Origin of the sequence: Bacillus sp. YBsi01 (assembly GCF_038406745.1) — a bacterium.
Lineage (GTDB): Bacteria > Bacillota > Bacilli > Bacillales > Bacillaceae > Bacillus > Bacillus siamensis.
Genome location: NZ_CP151679.1, coordinates 3,792,855 through 3,811,132, shown reverse-complemented (window position 1 = coordinate 3,811,132; position 18,278 = coordinate 3,792,855). Strand labels below are relative to the sequence as shown.

The 18,278-nt window shown below is 46.2% G+C and carries 21 protein-coding genes; 6 read left to right on the top strand and 15 right to left on the bottom strand.

All coding sequences use genetic code 11. The features are described 5' to 3' along the window. Nucleotides 1-3: 3 nt before the first annotated feature. Nucleotides 4-888 (bottom strand): nucleotidyltransferase-like protein, encoded by an 885-nt coding sequence (locus tag AADZ70_RS19215; RefSeq protein ID WP_016936703.1) that lies wholly within the window; start codon nucleotides 886-888, stop codon nucleotides 4-6. A gap of 202 nt (nucleotides 889-1,090) precedes the next feature. Between AADZ70_RS19215 and AADZ70_RS19210 the strand changes: the two genes are divergently transcribed. Next, entirely contained in the window at nucleotides 1,091-1,444 is a 354-nt protein-coding gene (locus AADZ70_RS19210; RefSeq protein ID WP_007408568.1) for a YgzB family protein, read from the top strand. Nucleotides 1,445-1,478: 34 nt separating this feature from the next. Here the strand turns inward: AADZ70_RS19210 and perR are convergent, their stop codons facing one another. Together perR and bcp are read right to left on the bottom strand one after the other, a co-directional pair. After that, entirely contained in the window at nucleotides 1,479-1,916 is a 438-nt protein-coding gene (gene perR, locus AADZ70_RS19205; RefSeq protein ID WP_013351502.1) for a peroxide-responsive transcriptional repressor PerR, read from the bottom strand. A 124-nt stretch (nucleotides 1,917-2,040) separates the two neighbouring features. Then, nucleotides 2,041-2,514, bottom strand: a complete 474-nt coding sequence (bcp, locus tag AADZ70_RS19200) for a thioredoxin-dependent thiol peroxidase (RefSeq protein WP_016936704.1) — start codon at nucleotides 2,512-2,514, stop codon at nucleotides 2,041-2,043. A 156-nt stretch (nucleotides 2,515-2,670) separates the two neighbouring features. Here bcp and AADZ70_RS19195 point away from each other — a divergent pair, with 156 nt between their 5' ends. Together AADZ70_RS19195 and AADZ70_RS19190 are read left to right on the top strand one after the other, a co-directional pair. Further along, entirely contained in the window at nucleotides 2,671-3,960 is a 1,290-nt protein-coding gene (locus tag AADZ70_RS19195; protein WP_342007500.1) for a glutamate-1-semialdehyde 2,1-aminomutase, read from the top strand. Nucleotides 3,961-4,168: 208 nt separating this feature from the next. Next, a complete protein-coding gene (locus AADZ70_RS19190; protein WP_016936706.1) occupies nucleotides 4,169-5,236 on the top strand; it encodes an aromatic acid exporter family protein in 1,068 nt (355 codons plus the stop codon). A gap of 75 nt (nucleotides 5,237-5,311) precedes the next feature. Here the strand turns inward: AADZ70_RS19190 and AADZ70_RS19185 are convergent, their stop codons facing one another. The 5 genes from AADZ70_RS19185 to fabL all read right to left on the bottom strand — a co-directional run bounded on the left by AADZ70_RS19185 (nucleotide 5,312) and on the right by fabL (nucleotide 9,218). Continuing rightward, complete coding sequence (locus tag AADZ70_RS19185; protein ID WP_342007499.1) at nucleotides 5,312-7,054, bottom strand: ABC transporter ATP-binding protein; 1,743 nt, start codon at nucleotides 7,052-7,054, stop codon at nucleotides 5,312-5,314. Between the two features lie 81 nt (nucleotides 7,055-7,135). Beyond that, nucleotides 7,136-7,666 (bottom strand): DUF402 domain-containing protein, encoded by a 531-nt coding sequence (locus tag AADZ70_RS19180; protein ID WP_003155475.1) that lies wholly within the window; start codon nucleotides 7,664-7,666, stop codon nucleotides 7,136-7,138. A 135-nt stretch (nucleotides 7,667-7,801) separates the two neighbouring features. Then, nucleotides 7,802-8,068, bottom strand: a complete 267-nt coding sequence (locus AADZ70_RS19175) for a YgaB family protein (RefSeq protein ID WP_003155476.1) — start codon at nucleotides 8,066-8,068, stop codon at nucleotides 7,802-7,804. Between the two features lie 160 nt (nucleotides 8,069-8,228). Next, nucleotides 8,229-8,399, bottom strand: a complete 171-nt coding sequence (locus tag AADZ70_RS19170; RefSeq protein WP_015417068.1) for a gamma-type small acid-soluble spore protein — start codon at nucleotides 8,397-8,399, stop codon at nucleotides 8,229-8,231. A gap of 66 nt (nucleotides 8,400-8,465) precedes the next feature. Continuing rightward, on the bottom strand, nucleotides 8,466-9,218 hold the full coding sequence (fabL, locus tag AADZ70_RS19165) for an enoyl-[acyl-carrier-protein] reductase FabL (RefSeq protein WP_047476564.1): 753 nt from the start codon (nucleotides 9,216-9,218) through the stop codon (nucleotides 8,466-8,468). 82 nt (nucleotides 9,219-9,300) lie between these two features. Between fabL and AADZ70_RS19160 the strand changes: the two genes are divergently transcribed. Beyond that, the gene (locus AADZ70_RS19160) at nucleotides 9,301-9,525 is read left to right on the top strand and encodes a hypothetical protein (protein WP_342007498.1); all 225 of its coding nucleotides are present in this window, start codon (nucleotides 9,301-9,303) and stop codon (nucleotides 9,523-9,525) included. 6 nt (nucleotides 9,526-9,531) lie between these two features. Here AADZ70_RS19160 and mutY read toward each other — a convergent pair whose 3' ends face one another. Next, on the bottom strand, nucleotides 9,532-10,629 hold the full coding sequence (mutY, locus tag AADZ70_RS19155; protein WP_342007497.1) for an A/G-specific adenine glycosylase: 1,098 nt from the start codon (nucleotides 10,627-10,629) through the stop codon (nucleotides 9,532-9,534). Nucleotides 10,630-10,854: 225 nt separating this feature from the next. On the opposite strand from mutY, the gene AADZ70_RS19150 reads away from it, so the two are divergent. Beyond that, nucleotides 10,855-11,838 carry a metal-dependent hydrolase gene (locus tag AADZ70_RS19150; RefSeq protein ID WP_049628140.1) on the top strand — a complete coding sequence of 328 codons (984 nt, stop codon included), beginning with the start codon at nucleotides 10,855-10,857 and terminating at the stop codon, nucleotides 11,836-11,838. On the opposite strand, the gene AADZ70_RS19145 is transcribed toward AADZ70_RS19150, so the two are convergent. From AADZ70_RS19145 to AADZ70_RS19120, 6 genes are all read right to left on the bottom strand, one after another. Further along, on the bottom strand, nucleotides 11,835-14,420 hold the full coding sequence (locus AADZ70_RS19145) for a YfhO family protein (protein ID WP_342007496.1): 2,586 nt from the start codon (nucleotides 14,418-14,420) through the stop codon (nucleotides 11,835-11,837). The genes AADZ70_RS19150 and AADZ70_RS19145 overlap by 4 nt on opposite strands. 36 nt (nucleotides 14,421-14,456) lie before the next feature. Further along, on the bottom strand, nucleotides 14,457-15,437 hold the full coding sequence (locus AADZ70_RS19140) for a glycosyltransferase family 2 protein (RefSeq protein ID WP_016936713.1): 981 nt from the start codon (nucleotides 15,435-15,437) through the stop codon (nucleotides 14,457-14,459). 218 nt (nucleotides 15,438-15,655) lie between these two features. Then, a complete protein-coding gene (locus AADZ70_RS19135; protein WP_016936714.1) occupies nucleotides 15,656-16,516 on the bottom strand; it encodes an alpha/beta hydrolase in 861 nt (286 codons plus the stop codon). Beyond that, the gene (locus tag AADZ70_RS19130; RefSeq protein WP_342007495.1) at nucleotides 16,513-16,845 is read right to left on the bottom strand and encodes an SdpI family protein; all 333 of its coding nucleotides are present in this window, start codon (nucleotides 16,843-16,845) and stop codon (nucleotides 16,513-16,515) included. The genes AADZ70_RS19135 and AADZ70_RS19130 overlap by 4 nt, the downstream gene beginning before the upstream one ends. An 85-nt stretch (nucleotides 16,846-16,930) precedes the next feature. Further along, a complete protein-coding gene (locus tag AADZ70_RS19125; protein ID WP_016936716.1) occupies nucleotides 16,931-17,458 on the bottom strand; it encodes an SH3 domain-containing protein in 528 nt (175 codons plus the stop codon). 133 nt (nucleotides 17,459-17,591) lie between these two features. After that, nucleotides 17,592-17,861, bottom strand: coding sequence for a YfhJ family protein (locus AADZ70_RS19120; RefSeq protein ID WP_016936717.1), 270 nt, complete (start codon nucleotides 17,859-17,861; stop codon nucleotides 17,592-17,594). A 123-nt stretch (nucleotides 17,862-17,984) separates the two neighbouring features. Here AADZ70_RS19120 and AADZ70_RS19115 point away from each other — a divergent pair, with 123 nt between their 5' ends. Next, nucleotides 17,985-18,137 carry a small, acid-soluble spore protein K gene (locus AADZ70_RS19115; RefSeq protein ID WP_003155495.1) on the top strand — a complete coding sequence of 51 codons (153 nt, stop codon included), beginning with the start codon at nucleotides 17,985-17,987 and terminating at the stop codon, nucleotides 18,135-18,137. The last annotated feature ends 141 nt before the right edge of the window (nucleotides 18,138-18,278 follow it).

The window sequence follows — 18,278 nt, the reverse complement described above, 5'->3', positions numbered from 1 at the left end:
CGCCTATAATTCAGCGTCAACACTTTTTTTGAAAGAATATCCTCGATGATATACTTCCTGCCCTTTTGTCTCTATTTGAGATACTTCAATAAAACCTTTTTCCGTCAGGTAATCAAGCATGACACCGAGATCTTGGGTGAAAGGCGCCAGCTCAGGATGCTGAAGCAATTCTCCAAACTGCCACATTTCTTTTTCACTCATAACTTGAAAAAGATGCGCAGAACCGATTTCAGCTTTTGAATGGATGAGAAAATCATTTGCTAAGAATAATAATTCGAGCCTTTTCTCCAAACTTTCGTGGCTCTCGACAAGTTCGGAATATAACTTATATACCTGCGGCTCAATATGGCGGACCTGATTCCAGACTGTCGTTTCAGGATAAAACCCCCGGTCAATCACTTCTATGCGGGCCAAGTGGTGAAGAGCATGCACGACCGCATAATATGCATCCAGAAAATGATCAGCTTCAAAAAACGCTTTTCCTTCTACAAACCTTCTGATCAGCTTGCCGTATTCCATTCCGATCTTTAATTTACGCTCGGCGAAAGGAAAAGTGCTGAGCCGGTCATTGAGTTCAGATATATATTCATTGCGGTCAAACAGCACCTTGCCGTTTATAATCCAATCTATAACTCTTCTATTTGTCCCCAGCAGAATCCATTCCTGGAGCAGGGCATCCGTTACAATATGTAAGGAAGCGGTTTTGTGTTCGAATTCATAATGCTTTATAAAAAGAGGCTCTTCAGCCTGTTTGACAATGACAAGCATGACCGCATCAAAGTTATCCGTGATGGATGATGCTTTGCTCCTTCTCTCAATCATAAGGACGGCCAGCGTATCGGGATGACTTGCTCTTTCTTGGTAAATTGGACGGAGAAGATTGTCCATTACGATTCCTCCAATGCGATTGTTTCACAAGCTTTTGTTTCTACATTTCTATGATAAAACATGAAAGTCCTTTTTTCTAAACACATTGAACTATTATAACAAATTTCCTTTCAGCTGCCATATCTATTCTTCCCTTTTCTTACGAAAACATGAAGAATATGCCATCTGATTTGTGCTATAGTTAAACCAGAGGGGGATGGACATGGCGAAATACTCAAGCAAAATTAATAAGATCAGAACGTTTGCGTTAAGTTTGGTTTTCGTTGGGTTTATCATTATGTACATCGGGCTGTTCTTTAAGCAGTCTGTTTTGCTTGCCAGCTTGTTTATGATTCTCGGCCTGCTGTCGATCGGGCTCAGCACCGCCGTTTATTTTTGGATCGGCATGCTGTCCACAAAAGCGGTCCGGGTGATGTGCCCCGCCTGCGAGAAAGAAACGAAGATTCTGGGCAGAGTGGATATGTGCATGCATTGCAGAGAGCCGCTTACATTGGATAAAGGTTTGGAAGGCAAAGCGTTCGATGAGTCTTATAACAGAAAAAACAGTGTGAAATAAACAAAGCTGACCGTATCAAAGCGGTCAGCTTCGTTTAATGGTTTTCTTTTTTGGAGCATTCTTGGCAGACGCCGTAAATCTCCAAACGATGGTGGCTTACCTTAAACCCCGTTACGTGAGCCGCAAGCTGTTCCACTTCGTCAAGCCCAGGATAATGGAAGTCCACGATTTTTCCGCAGTTTTCACAAATGGCGTGATAATGGTCAGAGGTGACAAAGTCAAATCTGCTGGACGCATCTCCGTACGTAAGCTCCTTTACAAGCCCCGCTTCCCGGAATACACGCAAATTGTTATAAACTGTCGCAACACTCATATTAGGGAATTTCCCTTCCAAGGCTTTATATATATCGTCCGCTGTCGGATGAGCCATAGAGTCCACGAGATATTCCAGAATGGCATGACGTTGAGGAGTAATCCGGACTCCCGTATCCTTCAACGTGTCTAAGGCTTCTTTTAATTCATGTGCAGCCATCCGTCATGCACCTCTCTTCTAAAAAAGATTCTTACTTTATAATGTTTATAATTAGTGTACATCTTTTTCCGGTCTCCTGTCAAATGCAATCTGACGAAAACCCCGTGAGTTCAGCATTTGTCCATTAATTAGACGCAATTTGTTCTAATTCGCGAAGCGCTTCCGCAACATGATCTTTCACTTTTACCTTTCTCCATTCCTTCACGAGACGGCCTTCTTTGTCTAACAGAAAGGTGGAGCGTTCGATTCCCATATATTCTTTCCCAAAATTCTTCTTCAGCTTCCACACATCAAAAGCTTCCGCCAGTTTGTGCTCATCATCGACGAGGAGCTGGAAAGGAAGATCGTGTTTCTGCTTGAATTTTTCATGTTTGTCACGGCTGTCAGGGCTTACTCCGATGATAACCGCATCAAGTCCCGCGAAACTTTCGTGCTGATCACGGAAATCGCATGCTTCCGTCGTGCATCCGGGTGTCATGTCTTTCGGATAAAAATAGAGCACGACGTACTTCCCTTTAAAATCTGTTAATGATACTTTTTCTCCGCTGTCGTTCACTAATTTCATATCCGGTGCTGCTTGTCCGATTTCAATCGTCATTTCTTATACCTCCGGGTTTTTTATTAAGCGTATCCAATTCGCGTTAAGATTACAACCGTTATCCCCCGCTCTTTTCTGGAAGCAAGAACCGTTGTACTCGCATTGAAGCATGCTACAATAGAATATGATGTAAGGAGATATTAGGAGGGTCATTTTTTGTATACAAAATCAGTTGAACTTCATAAAGAAGCGTTAGAGCATATCGTGGGAGGCGTGAACAGCCCGTCCAGATCCTATAAAGCGGTAGGCGGCGGTTCACCAGTTGCGATGGAAAAAGCGAATGGCGCTTATTTCTGGGATGTAGACGGGAATCAGTATATTGATTATTTAGCGGCTTACGGTCCGATTATTACCGGACATGCCCACCCGCATATTACAGAAGCGATTAAAAAAGCCGCTGAAAACGGCGTACTGTACGGAACGCCGACTAAGCATGAGGTCACTTTCGCCAAAATGCTGAAGGAGGCCATTCCTTCACTTGATAAAGTGCGGTTCGTAAACTCGGGTACTGAAGCTGTGATGACAACGATTCGGGTTGCACGCGCTTATACAGGCCGGACAAAAATCATTAAATTCGCCGGCTGCTATCACGGCCATTCTGATCTCGTGCTTGTCGCTGCGGGTTCAGGTCCGTCTACACTCGGCACCCCCGATTCCGCCGGTGTGCCGAAAAGCATCGCCAAAGAGGTGATTACCGTTCCTTTCAATGACATTGACAGTTACAAAGCCGCATTGGACAAATGGGGTTCAGAAATTGCAGCAGTTCTTGTCGAGCCGATTGTCGGGAATTTCGGCATCGTTGAACCTAAAGAAGGCTTTTTGGAACAGGTCAATGAATTGACCCATAAAGCGGGCGCGCTCGTCATTTATGATGAAGTGATCACGGCGTTCCGTTTTATGTACGGAGGCGCGCAGGATCTTCTCCAAGTAAAGCCTGATTTAACGGCGCTCGGAAAAATCATCGGAGGAGGGTTGCCGATCGGCGCTTACGGAGGCAAAAAAGAGATCATGGAGCAGGTTGCTCCGCTCGGTCCGGCATATCAAGCCGGCACGATGGCCGGAAATCCCGCATCCATCTTATCAGGTATCGCCTGTCTGGAAGTGCTGAAGGAAGAAGGCGTTTATGAGCGGCTTGATCAGCTCGGCGCAAGACTTGAGCAAGGCATTCTCGCCCATGCGGAGACACATGGCATTACCATTACCGTCAACCGTTTAAAAGGCGCGCTTACGGTTTACTTCAGCGATGAAAAGATCGTCAATTATGAGCAGGCGGAAAATACGGACGGAGAAGCATTTTCCAAGTTCTTCAAGCTGATGCTTGAACGCGGGATCAATCTCGCCCCGTCGAAGTATGAAGCTTGGTTTATCACAACCGCACATACTGAAGAAGATATCGACGCCACTTTAAAAGCGGTCGAAGATGCGTTCAGACATATGAAAAAATAACTGCTGAAACAAGCGGAAGCCCGGGGCTTCCGCTTTTTCTTTTGTCCGATTTGTGAGATAATGGTTTTTTCAAAAAAAGACCTTGAATAATTGGTATGATCCCTGTATATTACTTTATTGTTTAGCAAATAAACCGACAGGGAAATGTAAGTGTCAGCCGTTCGTTCGGCACATAATTTATTAGAGAAAGGAATGCACGCACAAACCAATGAAACTTGGTGCCCGCATTTTTAAAACAGGGATTGCGATTACGCTCGCCCTCTACTTAGCATCATGGATCGGACTTCCGTCGCCGATCTTTGCCGGGATTGCAGCTATATTTGCCATACAGCCCTCTATTTACAGGTCTTTTCTTATCATTATTGATCAGGTGCAGGCAAATATCATCGGCGCTGTCATCGCTACGGTATTCGGACTGATTTTCGGACCGAGTCCGATTATGATCGGATTGACCGCAGTCATTGTCATCACGATTATGTTAAAACTGAAAATTGAACACACCATTTCGATTGCGCTCGTTACGGTTATCGCGATTTTGGAAACACCGGGAAACAGCTTCCTGACGTTCGCTCTGATTCGAACAAGCACTGTTATTTTAGGCGTGCTGTCTTCCTTTATTGTGAACCTTGTGTTTCTTCCGCCGAAATACGAAACGAAACTGACTCATCATACGGTTGAATATACCGATGAGATCATGAAATGGATCAGACTGACCATGCGCCAGTCGACGGAGCACTCGATATTGAAAGAAGATATTGAGAAGCTGAAGGAAAAGATGATGAAGCTTGACCATACGTATCTTCTTTATAAAGAAGAGAGAAGCTACTTTAAGAAGACGACGTATGTAAAGTCGCGCAAGCTTGTTTTATTCAGACAAGCGATTATTACGGCGAACCGGGCGCTTGATACGCTGAAAAAGCTGCATCGCTATGAAAACGAGATTTATCATATGCCGGAGGAATTTCAGGAGACGCTGACAGAAGAAATTGATTATCTGCTTCATTGGCACGAAAGAATTTTGATGCGGACTGTCGGCAAGATTAAGCCGCATGATGACGATGCTGAAGAAAGCATAAGATATAAACAGCTTTTGACGAAGTCTTTCTTGAAAAATCAGCAGAACTGCGAGGATGAACTGCTTGATTACAATATGCTCAGCATTATGGCTGCGGTTGCGGAATACCGCGAGCAGCTGGAACATCTTGATACACTGATTACGAGTTTTCAGACATACCACCCGAAAGACAGCGAATTAGAAACAGACGATGATGAGTAACCCGGTGCTAAGAAGAACCGGGTTTTTTTGTATAAAAAACTTATGCCGCCCATTCGGCCGGCATAAGTTTTTCGGTCAATTTAAATTCTGGATCGTAAATAAATGTCTGTACTGGCCGTCACGCGCCATTAATTCTTCGTGCGTGCCGGTTTCAATGACGGAGCCGTTTTCCATGACGACAATTTTATCCGCATGCGTAATCGTGGACAGCCTGTGGGCGACGATAAATGTCGTCCGGTTTTTCGCAAGCTTGTCCATCGCTTCCTGAATGTAGTGTTCACTTTCAAGATCAAGAGCCGATGTCGCTTCATCCAAAATCAGCAGCGGCGGATTTTTTAAGAATACACGCGCGATCGAAATCCGCTGCTTCTGCCCGCCTGACAATTTGACGCCCCGCTCACCTACTTTGGTCTCATAGCCTTCGGGGAAGCCCATAATAAATTCATGGGCATTTGCCGCTTTCGCAGCCGCAACCACCTCATCCAGAGACGCTCCCGGTTTACCGATGGCGATATTTTCACGAATCGTCTCACTGAACAGAAATGTATCTTGAAGCACCATTCCGACTTGATTGCGGAGGCTTCTCGCTTCATAATCGCGAATATCTGTGCCGTCAATCAGCAGGCTGCCGCCGGACACATCATAAAAACGCGGTATGAGGCTGACAAGCGTAGATTTTCCGCCGCCGCTCATCCCGACAAGCGCAACGGTCTCCCCTTTTGTCACCTTTAAGGAAACGTCCCGCAAGATCTTTTCTTTTCCTTCTTCATAGGAGAACGAGACATTTCGGAATTCAACCTCGCCTTTAATGCTGTCAGCTTTGACGGCATTCGGTTTATCAGTCAATTCATACGGCTCGTCGATAAATTCAAATATGCGGTCCATTGAAGCAATCGACTGGGTCAGCGTCGTCGATGAGTTGATCAATCTTCTGACCGGATTGTACATTCTGTCAATGTAACCGACGAACGCAACCATTGTTCCTACTGTCAGCGGACCGTTTATGACAAAATAGCCCGCAAACGCGATAACGAGCAGCGGCGCTAAATCCGTAATGGTGTTTACGACCGCAAATGTTTTGGCGTTCCAATTCGTATGACGGATCGCTTTGTCCAGAAAATGTCCGTTTTTCTCATCAAAATTGGCTTGTTCATAATTTTCAATGGCGAAGCTTCTGATAACGGGCATCCCTTGAACTCTTTCGTGCAAATGGCCCTGCACCTGAGCGAGAGCCTGAGAACGCTCGCGTGTCAGTTTTCGGAGACGGCCGTAAAAGTATTTCACTGAAATTCCGTATAACGGAAATAAAATGACAGATATCAGTGTCAGCTTGATATCTAGTGTGAACATAATACAGATGACGATCAGCACCGTCATCATATCAAGCCAGATATTCATCAGTCCGGTTATGACAAAGTCTTTTGTCTGTTCGACATCATTTATCACCCGGGAAATGACTTCGCCTGTTCTCGTATTGGCATAAAACCGCAGGCTCAATTTTTGAATATGGTCAAACAATACTCCTCTGATATCGTAGAGCACCCGGCTGCCCGTCCATTGCGCGAAATATTGCCGATAATATTCTACCGGCGGACGCAGAACTAAAAACAGCACGAACATGATGCCCATAATCGTGAATAGTGATGACGTTTTAGCGCTTGCCGTGCCGCTCCCTTGAATAATGTCATCGACTACGTATTTTAACAGAAGCGGGAGAGCCAGCGGGATGGAGAACTTTATAATACCGATACACACTGTGATAAAGATTTGTTTTTTATAAGGTTTTACAAATTGCATATAGCGTCTGATTACGCCCACACTTTATCCCCCTCTCTCTTTAAGGCGTGTGAGCCCATGTGAAAAACCTGTTGACACCCCAACAGGTTTTTATTATATTCTTTATTTTGTATAGCGCAGATACCGTTCATACCACATATCAACAAATTCCGGAGCAAACGGTCCTTTCCGCTGATGAATCCAGTGCAGCAGCGTATTCAGATACTCCTTCAGAATGCTGTCGATCTCTTTAGGGTAATTCATTGATTTGCGGTGATCATCGTATTCATCTTCGTCAAGAATGTTATACGTCATATCCGGAAACACCTTGACATCCAAATCGTAATCAATATATTTGATGGCCTCCCCGTCATAAGCGAACGGCGAGCTGATGTTGCAATAATAGTGAACCCCGTCATCTCTCAGCATTCCGATGACGTTAAACCACTGACGGGCATGAAAGTAGCAGATCGCCGGTTCTCTCGTCACCCACGTCCGTCCGTCGGATTCGGTCACCATTGTCCGGTCGTTAGCTCCGATGATACACAATTCCGTACTTTTTAAAATCGTCGTTTCATTCCAAATTCGATGAAGCAGCCCGTTATGCTTATAGCTGTGAATTTGAATGGTTTCTCCTTCCTTGGGATATCCCATATTTCTCCCCTACTTTCTGTAAAGCCCTGCAGTCAATGCAGCCGCAATTGCTTTCCGACAAGTCTTTTCACTATTATACCGTTACGAATTAAAAAATGAAAATAAAAGAACCACTCCGCTTCCGGAATGGCACATTCATTTCTGCACATAGGAAGACGGCTTTTCCGTGCTGCGATAAGACTGGATGACTTGCTCTGTCTGCCTTTGGAATAACTCCTGTATGCCGGCCAGATCTTTTCGCTTTGTCGCAATTTCGTCCTGTACATTGTCCAGCTTCGCATCTCTTTCCAGACTGATGAGTTCCGCCTCCACCTGCCGGCAGCGGTCGAGTTCTGACTGCAGCTCGAGAAGCTGATCCATGATCTTCATCTGTTCACTTACAAGCTTTTCAAACTCTGACATCGGGTTCCTCCTTAGGCTTTTAGGTTGATACTCCTTACCATTTCGATTTTCAGCCGGAAAACCCTTTGACTCATTCTGTAGAGGAATCACAAGTTTTGTCGTTTTAATAAAAGAAAAAAGCACTTCCATCCGAGGATGAAGTGCTTTTTTGTTTCAGTGATTAGCTGTTTTGCTGTTTGTTTTGTTCAGCAGATTGGTTTTGCTTTCTTACCTGCTGCGCATCAGTTTCACTGCCGAATTCAGTGCCGTATTGACCTTGACCGGAAGCTGATTGCTGATTTTGTTTTTTCACCTGCTGAACGTCTGTTTTGCTGTATTTTGAGTTTGCCATTGTTATCACCTCCACGCACTTTAGAATGTGCAGGAGGTGTTAAGGCTATTCATGTTTTTTAAAAACTTATACGAGCAGAGAGCGTCCGCCGTCGATAATGATGGTCTGGCCGCGGATCATGTCCGCTTTTGAAGAAACTAAAAACTCCACCGTATCGATCATATCTTTAATTTCGACCATTCTGCCGGCCGGCGTATTTTGGCGGGCATCTTCAAGCAATTCGTCTCTGTTAGGGAAATGCTTCAGCGCGTCCGTATCAATCGCTCCGCCGGAAACCGCGTTTACGATGATGTTTTTCGGAGAAAGCTCAACCGCCAGGTAACGGGTTAACGCTTCTAAAGCGGCTTTTGAGACACCGACCGTCGTGTAGTTCTCAAGATAGCGGATGCTGCCGAGCGAGCTGATGCTGACGATGTGGCCGCCTCCGTTTTTCTCCATCAGCTTTGCCGCTTCCTGAGCGCAGAAAAGCAATGCTTTCGCGTTGATATTCATCGTCCAGTCCCAATGTGTTTCTTCGAGTTCCATAACCGGTCTCAGCACGCCTGAAGCCGCGTTATTGACGAATACGTCCAGTCTGCCGAATGTTTCGTCGATCTGGCGGAACATGTCTTTAATTTTTGCCGGCTGGCCGACATTGGCTTTAATGACAAGCGTTTTAACGCCGAGTTTCTCAATTTCTTCGGCGGTTTCTAATGCCGCTTTTTTACTGCGGGCGTAATTGATGACGATGTTGTAGCCTTTTTCCGCGAGTCTGATGGCTGCCGCTTTTCCGACGCCCCGGCTGCTTCCCGTGATCAGTGCGCATTTATTTTGTTCCATTTTTCCTCAGCTCCTTGCTGCGTATAGTTCTTTTCATTCAACAAACAATAAAAGCAATATTCATTGAAAGGGGTCTTTTTATATGTATGTCGGACGTGATATGGGCGAATTGGTCATGATGCCCAAACAAGATTGGAAAGATTCAGAGCTCGCCTATTTCCACCATGCCTTCCAGCAAATTATGCCGTATTTAAACGAGGAAGGCCAGTCCAAATACCGGGAACTGATTCAGGAAATCGAAGCCCGCGGCGGACTGAAACGGAATGAGGCGGATTACGGCCACGGCACGCGCGTCAGCTATGACTGACGCTTTTTACCGGCGGATGCTTTCGTTCGCCATTTTCCAAATCTTTTGATGGGAAACGGGAAAAGCATATTCCTCGAGTTCCTCTTTTGTGACCCGTATTAATTCTGATGTATCCGACACTTGTTTTACTTTACCGAAAAAGACCGAAATATTCCAGACGAGATGAGTAAAAACATGCTCAACGATGCCTTCCAGCTCCCCGATTTCAGCGGTTGTTCCCATCTCTTTTTCTAAAAAGGCTTCAAGCTGCTCTCTTTCGGTTTTGATTCCTTTTTGGGTTTCGGTGTTCGGAAACTCCCACAGATTGGCGAGCAGTCCTTTTGGCGGCCGTTTATGAATATAGACATTGTCCTGGTCGTCTGTCAGCACAACGGCTGCCATTGTTTTCACCCCGGGTTTTTTCTTTTTGCTTTTGACAGGCAGCTCCCGCTCTGTCCCTTCCGCAAATGCCGAACAGTGCTTTTGCACGGGGCACAGCAGACAGGACGGCGATTTCGGGGTGCAGATGATCGCACCGAGCTCCATTAAACCCTGGTTGAATTCAGATGGTTTTTCATGAGAAATGAATGCGGATACCGCCTGTTCGAAAATGGTTCTCGTTTTCGGTTTTGCGATATCGTCCCATATGGAAAGAATTCTCGACATGACACGCATCACATTGCCGTCTACGGCCGGAACCGGCTTGTTATATGCAATGCTGAGCACGGCGCCTTTTGTATAAGGGCCGACACCTTTCAGTCCGCCGAATTCCTTTTCCCCGTCAGGAACGACTCCCCCGTACCGCTCGTGCACTTCTTTTACGGCGCTTTGCAGATTTCTCACACGGGAGTAATAGCCTAACCCTTCCCAGGCTTTGAGCACTTTTTCCTCATCGGCTTCAGCGAGCGCCGAGACGGTCGGAAATTGCTCAAGAAACCGTTGAAAATAAGGGATGACGGTATCTACGCGCGTCTGCTGCAGCATGACCTCTGACACCCACACCCGATACGGGTCCTGATTTTCTCTCCACGGCAGAATTCTCTGTTCTCTTTCGAACCATGTAATTAAATCCTCACGAAATGCGTCTATATCTTTTTGTTTCAATTTTTCTTCAAGTGCGTTCATATCTTCTCCTCAGATGTTTCGGGTCCCGCTTTTCTTGACACTGTATTTTGGTGTAAACTAAGGGCACGTTACGATAATATGTTACATTAAATAGTGATAAAGAAAAAGCGGAAACATATGAGAACGGCGGATAAACGCCATGATTGGGCAAACAGAAAATGGGGAATATCTTATAATGCGAAATATGCGGGCGACTGATGTATAACGCCTGCTAGGAGGTCACCAATGGATACTGGCACTCACGTTGTCATGGGCATCGCGCTTGGCGGAATCGCAACTCTCGATCCTGCCGTCGGCATGCATACCCCCATGTCTCAGGCAGTTATGATCGCCGCTCTTGCCGGCTCTCAGGCACCTGATATTGATACCATATTGAAGCTGAAAAATAATGCCGTTTATATTCGAAATCATAGAGGGTTCACGCACTCCATTCCCGCCGTTTTATTTTGGTCCATTCTGATTCCGGGCATTCTGTTTATGTTTTACCCGGAAGCGAACTTTCTGCACTTGTGGCTGTGGACGCTTCTGGCTGTCGTTCTGCATGTGTTTGTCGACATTTTTAACGCGTACGGAACGCAGGCCATCCGCCCGTTTTCGAAAAAATGGGTCGCTCTCGGTCTCATCAATACCTTTGACCCGTTTATTTTCATCAGCCATTTGGCCGCGATTGCCGTGTGGTATATCGGAGGCCATCCGGGCGTGACATTTTTGACGCTGTATATCATCCTCGCGGGATATTACGCCGTCCGGTTTTTGATGCAGCTGCGGATTAAGCGGCGGCTGCGGGAGATGATTGAAGAAGAAATTGAAACCATCATTATTTCGCCGACGATGAAATTCAGGCAGTGGCGAATCGCCGTAACGACGGCGCATGCCTTTTATGTCGGCAGAAGCCTTGACGGCCATGTGGTGATATTGGATACATTCAACCGCGTGCCCGTACCGGAAACCGATGTGATGAAGGCCGCGAAACAGGATGAAAATATTGCAGCCTTTCTATCGTTCTCGCCCGTTTACAGGTGGGAGGTCGATACCTTTAAAGATCATTATGAGGTGCGCTTTATTGATTTGCGCTATCGAAGCAAAGGGCACTACCCCTTTGTCGCCATCGTCCACCTCAGTCATGATTTAGAGCCTCTTTCTTCTTACACGGGCTGGATTTTCAGCGAAGAAAAACTGCAGAAAAAATTAAAGCTCGGCTCTGTTTAAGAGCCGGGCTTCTTTTGTCTTCTCATATATATGGCGGCAAGCACGAGGCTGATGACCGATAGAGCGGCAGCCGGTTTAAAAAACGGCGGGTAATATGTTAATTGAATATCATTTTTTCCTTTTTGCGCTTTAAATCCGATAAAGGAATAATCCGCTTTTTCAATCTGTTCTTGTCTGCCGTTTATCTTCAGTTCCCATCCTTTTTCATATGGAATCGGAAGCATGATATACGGCGCGCCTGTTTTGTTTTCATACGAGATATGAAGCGTATTTCCGCGCCAGCTGAGATCGGCCGGCGGTTCTTTTTCCGCTTTTCGGTATGCATTTTTCAGCGTTCCGTACCGTTCTTCGTAAAGCGCCAGTCTGTCGAGCTGATACGTTCCTTTCGGCAGCTGGATTTGAATGTTTTTTGTTTTCGGCACTCTGACGGTGAGATCATTTACACCTGTTTTATAAATGGATTGATTCGATTTTCTCGTTGTCGTGTAATCGTTCACTTTTAATGTAAATCCCTGGTCCTTCGCTTTGTTCAATAAATAAAAGCTGACATAATAATCTCCGCCGCCAGCCTCAGCGCCGTGCGGTGTAATGATCAGGCCGCCGCCGTCTTCGTTTACCGTCAGGATGCCGTCTTGATAATCCGCATGGTCGGCCGTTACCTTTGCCTGACGGATCATATTTTTCGCTTTTGGGGTTTTTTTCGTTTTTACTGTGCTCGATTCCGTGATGATTCCATCAAGCATCGCCCGCTCCCTGGCAAGGGCGGGCGCTTTTTTCAGGTCGCCCTCGTTATATACGCGATCGGCTGTCCGGACGAACGGGAGCACATATTGATTTTGATAAACAGCATAGCGGGATGACTCCATGATTTTTTTGAATCCGTAAGGGACGCCGGCCTCGTTTGTTTTTTCCGTCATATAATATTTTCCGTAAAGCAGGCCGTATAAATTAGCCCTGTTTCCTAATGTCGCATAGCGGCTGACGCTTTCTCTGCCCATGTCAATCTGGAGGTCGTTCCAATAAAAGGACAGCAGATTGCGGTTCAGGATGCTTGAGTATACGCTGAATCCGTTGAACCCGTAAATGATCGGAGTGTTATTAAATACTCCGTTCATCCAATCTAAACGGGCAAAGGGATCCGGATCTTTTTCTTTCAGACGCTGAATAAGCTCTGTTTGTTCTTTGCCCTTATAATCAGGACCCGTCATAAAGGTATGCGATACCGTATAAATCTTCCCGCCTTCTGATAACGCATATTTTTCATATGTATTAGCCGTCAGCACCGCCGTCAAGAGAATGACGGCATAGACGGCGGGCACCGCGCCTTTCAGTCTTGTCTTTGCTGCAAGGAAAGCGGCAATGGTCAGCCCCAGAAGGAGCAGGATAGAAAAGTTGGCCTGATCAGAAATATCCAGACTGAACCGTCTCACCTGGCTCCAATAGAGCAGAACGGCGAGTACGGCGGATATCAGCATACTCTTCATGCTGATGTCTGAAAGCTTAGAAAGCCCTGCTGCGACTGTTCCGGCAATCGTGAAGCACAAGACGTATTCAAACCTGTTTTGCGGAGCTGAAAAACCGTTAAAGGCACTTGCCGCAAACGGACTGAAGTGAAACAGAATGTACAGCAGACTGATCCCCGCAAACAGCCGGAACAGCCGGTTTTTATATAAAGAAAATGTAAATAGAAAAAGCAAAAAAACCGCCGGCAGAATGATTATCCGGCTTGAAAATAAAATGTTGTCGGAAAAATCGAGCCATGCAATCTGCTCTGAATACGGCGGCCGCAGATTATGAAGATATCCGTATACGACAGGGATAAAGGAGACTGCGCTTATGCCGAAGCCGAGCAGGCCTGACAAAATAAACATTCTGCATTGAGTGAGCTTTTTGGCTTCATTCTCTTCAAGATGAATGATCCATCTGAATAAGATGTAAATGCCAATGAAAATCAGGTTAATATACGCGAAATAAAAGTTGTTGATCAATGTCAGCGCACAGGCGAAGATAAACCACGCCGGCTTTTTTTCTGTGATGATTTTTTCCGCGCCGAGCACGAGCAGCGGCAGCCACACCATACTGTCAGTGAAAAAGTCCCAATACACCTCATGCCGGAAGTAGATAATCGAGACCCCGTACAACACGGCGCCGACAAAAGCAGGCACCGTCCGTTTGACGAAATAACGGAACACACAGGCCGCCGTGAATATGACGAAACTCTGCTTGGCGATGCTGATAAAAACGGAGGCCTGGGCCCAAAACAGCGCATCCGCGTCACCCGACAGCTGCATAAGCTGCAGGATGCGGACAGCGGCGGAGATAAACAGAAAGAGAAAAGAAGTAGAGAAATAATAGCCGAGCTGACTGTACACTCCCCCGCCCATTCCGAACGAATAGCTGTAAAACAGCCGGCCGTTCATATATTGGTCAAACAGCAGCTTTTTGAAGACCGCCATTTGAGCGATCCCGTCTCCAGACCCCGTCATATAGCGGCCTGCCGACCACTCCTTCAAGAAAAAAATATGAGCGGCTGCCGCAGCCAGCACACAGGCTGCCGGCAAGATCCATTTATTTTTTTTCATATAACGTCCCCAGACCCTGCGCACAGCGGCGGCTGTTTAATGGTTCCACTTGCGCTTTTTTGTATAATTCGTTTCATTTTGTTCTCCGTACGTAATATTCGCTTCTTTAATTAAATAGTGCGGGCGTTTTTTTGTTTCATAGTAAATCCGGCCGATATACTCGCCGATGATGCCGAGACTCAAAAGCTGGATGCCTCCTAAAAACAGCACGGCGGAAATAATGGTGAAGTATCCGGGAACGGACACGCCATGTGTCAGAATATGAATAAAGGTCGTTACAATATAAACCATCGACAGAAGCAATATCAGAATACCGGTGAAAAAGCAAACCCTCAGCGGTTTGTTGTTAAAGGAGACGACACCGTCCATTCCGTAGTTGAACAGATTGCTGAATGACCATTTGGACTTGCCGTTCTGCCTTTCGACATTTTCATAAAACACGATTTTCTGGTCAAACCCGATCCAGCAGAACAGCCCTTTTGAGAAGCGGTTCCCTTCACTCAGCTTCAAAAGGGCATCAACGGCCTGCCGGCTCAGCAGGCGGAAATCCCCGACTCCGTCACGCAGATCCACTTCGACGGCTTTGTTAATAAATTTATAATACAGGGAAGAAAGCACGGAACGCACGGGGCTGTCCCCTTTTCGGTTGCGCTGCGCAATAACTTGGTCATACCCTTCTTCATAGCCTTGAATGAAGTCTTTCAGCAGATGCGTCGGGTGCTGCAGATCGGCGTCCATCACGATTACCGCTTCGCCCTGCACGTGTTCAAATCCCGCCAAAATGGCCGCTTCTTTCCCGAAGTTGCGGGAAAAAGATATGTATTTGACGCGATGGTTTCTGGCGGCCAGTTCCTTAATCTGCTGAAGGGTGTCATCCGCGCTTCCGTCATTGATGTAGAAAATTTCATAGTCATAATGAATCGTTTGAAACTCTTTTTTTAAAGATTCATGGATGAGCTTGACGTTGTTTCCTTCATTGTAAGACGGAATAATAATTGAGATTAACCTTTGTTTCATGAAGGCACCTTCTTTTGTATTATTCTTTTTTTAGTGCGGTCTTAGTGGAATAGTCCGCAAAACTTCAGTAAGGCTTTTCCTTTTTTTAAAGTCGTTTAAACCCTTTTTTCGTTACAGGGAAAGAAAAATTTTTCTGCATATGGTTATATATTTTTATTTTGTCATGTTTTTCGGCAGATATGAGAAAAAAAAGAAAAAGTCTGTACTCGGGACAGACTTTATTGCTGAAGGTATTCATGAATCAAATGGCTGACGATGCGCGGTTTTTCGTGAATGACCCAATGCGAGGCATCATCTATGAAGATTAAGTCGCCGTTTGGAATCATCCGTTTTGTTTCCGAAGCGAGCTTTTTGCTCAGCGCGCGGTCATTGACGCCCCATATTAATCGGTACGGAACAGACATTTTAAGCGGAACTGAAGGGCCTAAACCGCCGCATCTGATCGCCCGGTACCAGTTCAGCATAGCCGTGAGGGCTCCTTTTCTGCCCCACGCTTCTTTGTAGCTGTCGACATCTTCCCGTGAAAAAAGCGCCGGGCGTTCGGATAAGCCGATGGCGTGATCCAATACGCGGTAATCATCTTCAGATAATCTCCGTTCAGGTTTTTCCGGGAGCTGAAAGAACGCGATATAAGAGCTTTTCTTCCATTGCGGCGGGTAGAACGGTGTAACCTTCCGCATAACCGCCGGATGCGGGATATTGACCGTGATTAATTTTTCAACGTATTGCGGCCGCGTGGATGCCAAGTGCCAGGCTACAGCTCCTCCCCAATCGTGACCGATGACGACGGCCTTGTCATCTGTAAAGTGAGTGATCAGCCCGATAATGTCATCCCTGAGTTTATCAATGGTATAGTTTTCAATGCCCTCCGGTTTATCACTGAGATTATAGCCGCGCTGATCGGGCACGACAACATGGTATCCGGCATCCGCAAGCGGTTTGATCTGGCTCTTCCACCCGTACCAAAATTCCGGAAACCCGTGCAGCAGCACCGCCAAAGGGCCGTCTTTCGGACCCGCTGAAGCCGTGTGCAGCGTCACTCCGTTTGTTTCGATCATGTGAAAAGTGATGTCATTCAATCGGTTCTCCTCCCCTTTTGTTTTAATCTTCTTTCTGTTAAGGCTATGATCAGCGCGCTGATCGCGATCAAACATACGGCCTGGACGATCAGGCTGTACGGCTGAGTGAGCAGAATGAGCAGGCTGCCCGCAAATCCGGCCGCGGCCGTCAGAAGGCCGAACAGAATCATGAGGACCGCACTGAAACGGTTGCCTTCTCTCCACTGGGATTCATCCGCCATAGAGCGTTTTGTCCGATATCCGTACAGGCTGTTAATTGACTTCGGCGGGAAAAGTGTGACTAAAATGCCGGCTGCAGCCATCAGAAGGCCGCCGATAACCATTACCATATCCGTCACTCTCCTTTTCATTTCATACGAAAAGAAAGGCGGAAAGTTTCAGAAAAAAAGCAGGCTCATCCGCCTGCCTGAATCTTTATTTTTGAACTAAGTCGGCCGTCTTCACATAACCTGCTTTCCCGCCGTATGTGACGTACGCCCATTTACGGTCAAATCCTCCGTCATGGCTGAATCCCCAGCCGAGCACATTGACGGTTTCACCCGCTTTCACGGAGCTTTTTTTGCCGGTTTCCAAAGTCGGCGTATAAAAAGCGGTTTGTTTCGCGGTCACTGCCTTCATCGGCTGCTTCATCAGAAAATGAGTGGAGATATAGGCTTTCTGACCTTTGTAGTTAATCTCAGCCCAATCTGCCCCTTCAAGCTGTTTAACCTTTACGGCATCTTCTGAACGGAGCGTGCCGACAATCCGCCCTTGTTTATTTGGTTCTTTACGGACGTTAAGTTCTCCTGCTTTCACGATATATGTATCTGCTGCGGTGTCTATTTTTGTCTGCTGAACTGCTGCGGCATTCGCTGCCGGATCAAAAAAAACGGTGCCTGCGGCTAAAAATAAGCAAAGTCCTGCGGCCGGAATAATTGCGGTTAACCCTTTTTTCATGTTCATTGTGGTTCCTCCCCGCTATTTTATTAAGTTATTACACAATTCCACACTTTGCGGGTCATCAAACATGATTTTCCTATTTCTTTTATAAAAAGAAAAAACCGCCGGAAGACATCCGGCGGAACGCACTATTATGTTAATGCAGGAGTCCCCTGCTTTGATCCAAATAATGAGAAACGTCTTCCCGCATGCTTTGGAACATATGAAGCTTGCTGCCGTACGATTCAATCCATTCCTTGACGACGCGTTCTGTCATTTGCTCTCCTTGATACGGGCGGCCGGCTTTTGCGTAAGTCGCTTCGAAATCTCCCCATAAAAGCTCCACCCAAGTACGTGCTTGCAAATAGCTGAGCATATCATTTTTCTCAAGCAGCAAATTCGTCAGTTTGTCGATATATGTATTCATGTCTCTGTCTCCTTTCCTTGGGAAAACCTGCTGCTTTTACGCAGCTTGTCACAGGCATATACTAACTTTACGTCTTCAGTCCAGAAGGCGCAACCTTTTGATATTGGCCGAGGGGGAAAACAAATGGTCCGGAACAAAGCAAAAGGATTTCCTAATCAGAACAATAATAAGTTTGAAGGCGAACCGCGGGCAAAGGATGACTACGCTTCTAAACGGGCGGACGGTTCAATTAATTCGCATCCGCAAGAGCGCATGAGAGCTTCAGGCAGACGATAAACACACCGTAAAGAGACCGGAAATGATCCGGTCTCTTTTTTTGCATTCGAAAAAGGACATTAACGTCAAACAAATACCGTAATATGTCAGTAAAAAACCGCTGCCCGTTACTCTCGCTGACGGCTCACCGTGATGAAAACT

Coding starts and splice junctions, on each gene's coding strand:
- AADZ70_RS19215 (WP_016936703.1), bottom strand. CDS start 888: ATGGACAATCTTCTCCGTCCAATTTACCAAGAAAGAGCAAGTCATCCC.
- AADZ70_RS19210 (WP_007408568.1), top strand. CDS start 1,091: ATGGCGAAATACTCAAGCAAAATTAATAAGATCAGAACGTTTGCGTTA.
- perR (WP_013351502.1), bottom strand. CDS start 1,916: ATGGCTGCACATGAATTAAAAGAAGCCTTAGACACGTTGAAGGATACG.
- bcp (WP_016936704.1), bottom strand. CDS start 2,514: ATGACGATTGAAATCGGACAAGCAGCACCGGATATGAAATTAGTGAAC.
- AADZ70_RS19190 (WP_016936706.1), top strand. CDS start 4,169: ATGAAACTTGGTGCCCGCATTTTTAAAACAGGGATTGCGATTACGCTC.
- AADZ70_RS19180 (WP_003155475.1), bottom strand. CDS start 7,666: ATGGGATATCCCAAGGAAGGAGAAACCATTCAAATTCACAGCTATAAG.
- AADZ70_RS19175 (WP_003155476.1), bottom strand. CDS start 8,068: ATGTCAGAGTTTGAAAAGCTTGTAAGTGAACAGATGAAGATCATGGAT.
- AADZ70_RS19170 (WP_015417068.1), bottom strand. CDS start 8,399: ATGGCAAACTCAAAATACAGCAAAACAGACGTTCAGCAGGTGAAAAAA.
- fabL (WP_047476564.1), bottom strand. CDS start 9,218: ATGGAACAAAATAAATGCGCACTGATCACGGGAAGCAGCCGGGGCGTC.
- AADZ70_RS19160 (WP_342007498.1), top strand. CDS start 9,301: ATGTATGTCGGACGTGATATGGGCGAATTGGTCATGATGCCCAAACAA.
- mutY (WP_342007497.1), bottom strand. CDS start 10,629: ATGAACGCACTTGAAGAAAAATTGAAACAAAAAGATATAGACGCATTT.
- AADZ70_RS19150 (WP_049628140.1), top strand. CDS start 10,855: ATGGATACTGGCACTCACGTTGTCATGGGCATCGCGCTTGGCGGAATC.
- AADZ70_RS19145 (WP_342007496.1), bottom strand. CDS start 14,420: ATGAAAAAAAATAAATGGATCTTGCCGGCAGCCTGTGTGCTGGCTGCG.
- AADZ70_RS19140 (WP_016936713.1), bottom strand. CDS start 15,437: ATGAAACAAAGGTTAATCTCAATTATTATTCCGTCTTACAATGAAGGA.
- AADZ70_RS19130 (WP_342007495.1), bottom strand. CDS start 16,845: ATGGTAATGGTTATCGGCGGCCTTCTGATGGCTGCAGCCGGCATTTTA.
- AADZ70_RS19125 (WP_016936716.1), bottom strand. CDS start 17,458: ATGAACATGAAAAAAGGGTTAACCGCAATTATTCCGGCCGCAGGACTT.
- AADZ70_RS19120 (WP_016936717.1), bottom strand. CDS start 17,861: ATGAATACATATATCGACAAACTGACGAATTTGCTGCTTGAGAAAAAT.
- AADZ70_RS19115 (WP_003155495.1), top strand. CDS start 17,985: ATGGTCCGGAACAAAGCAAAAGGATTTCCTAATCAGAACAATAATAAG.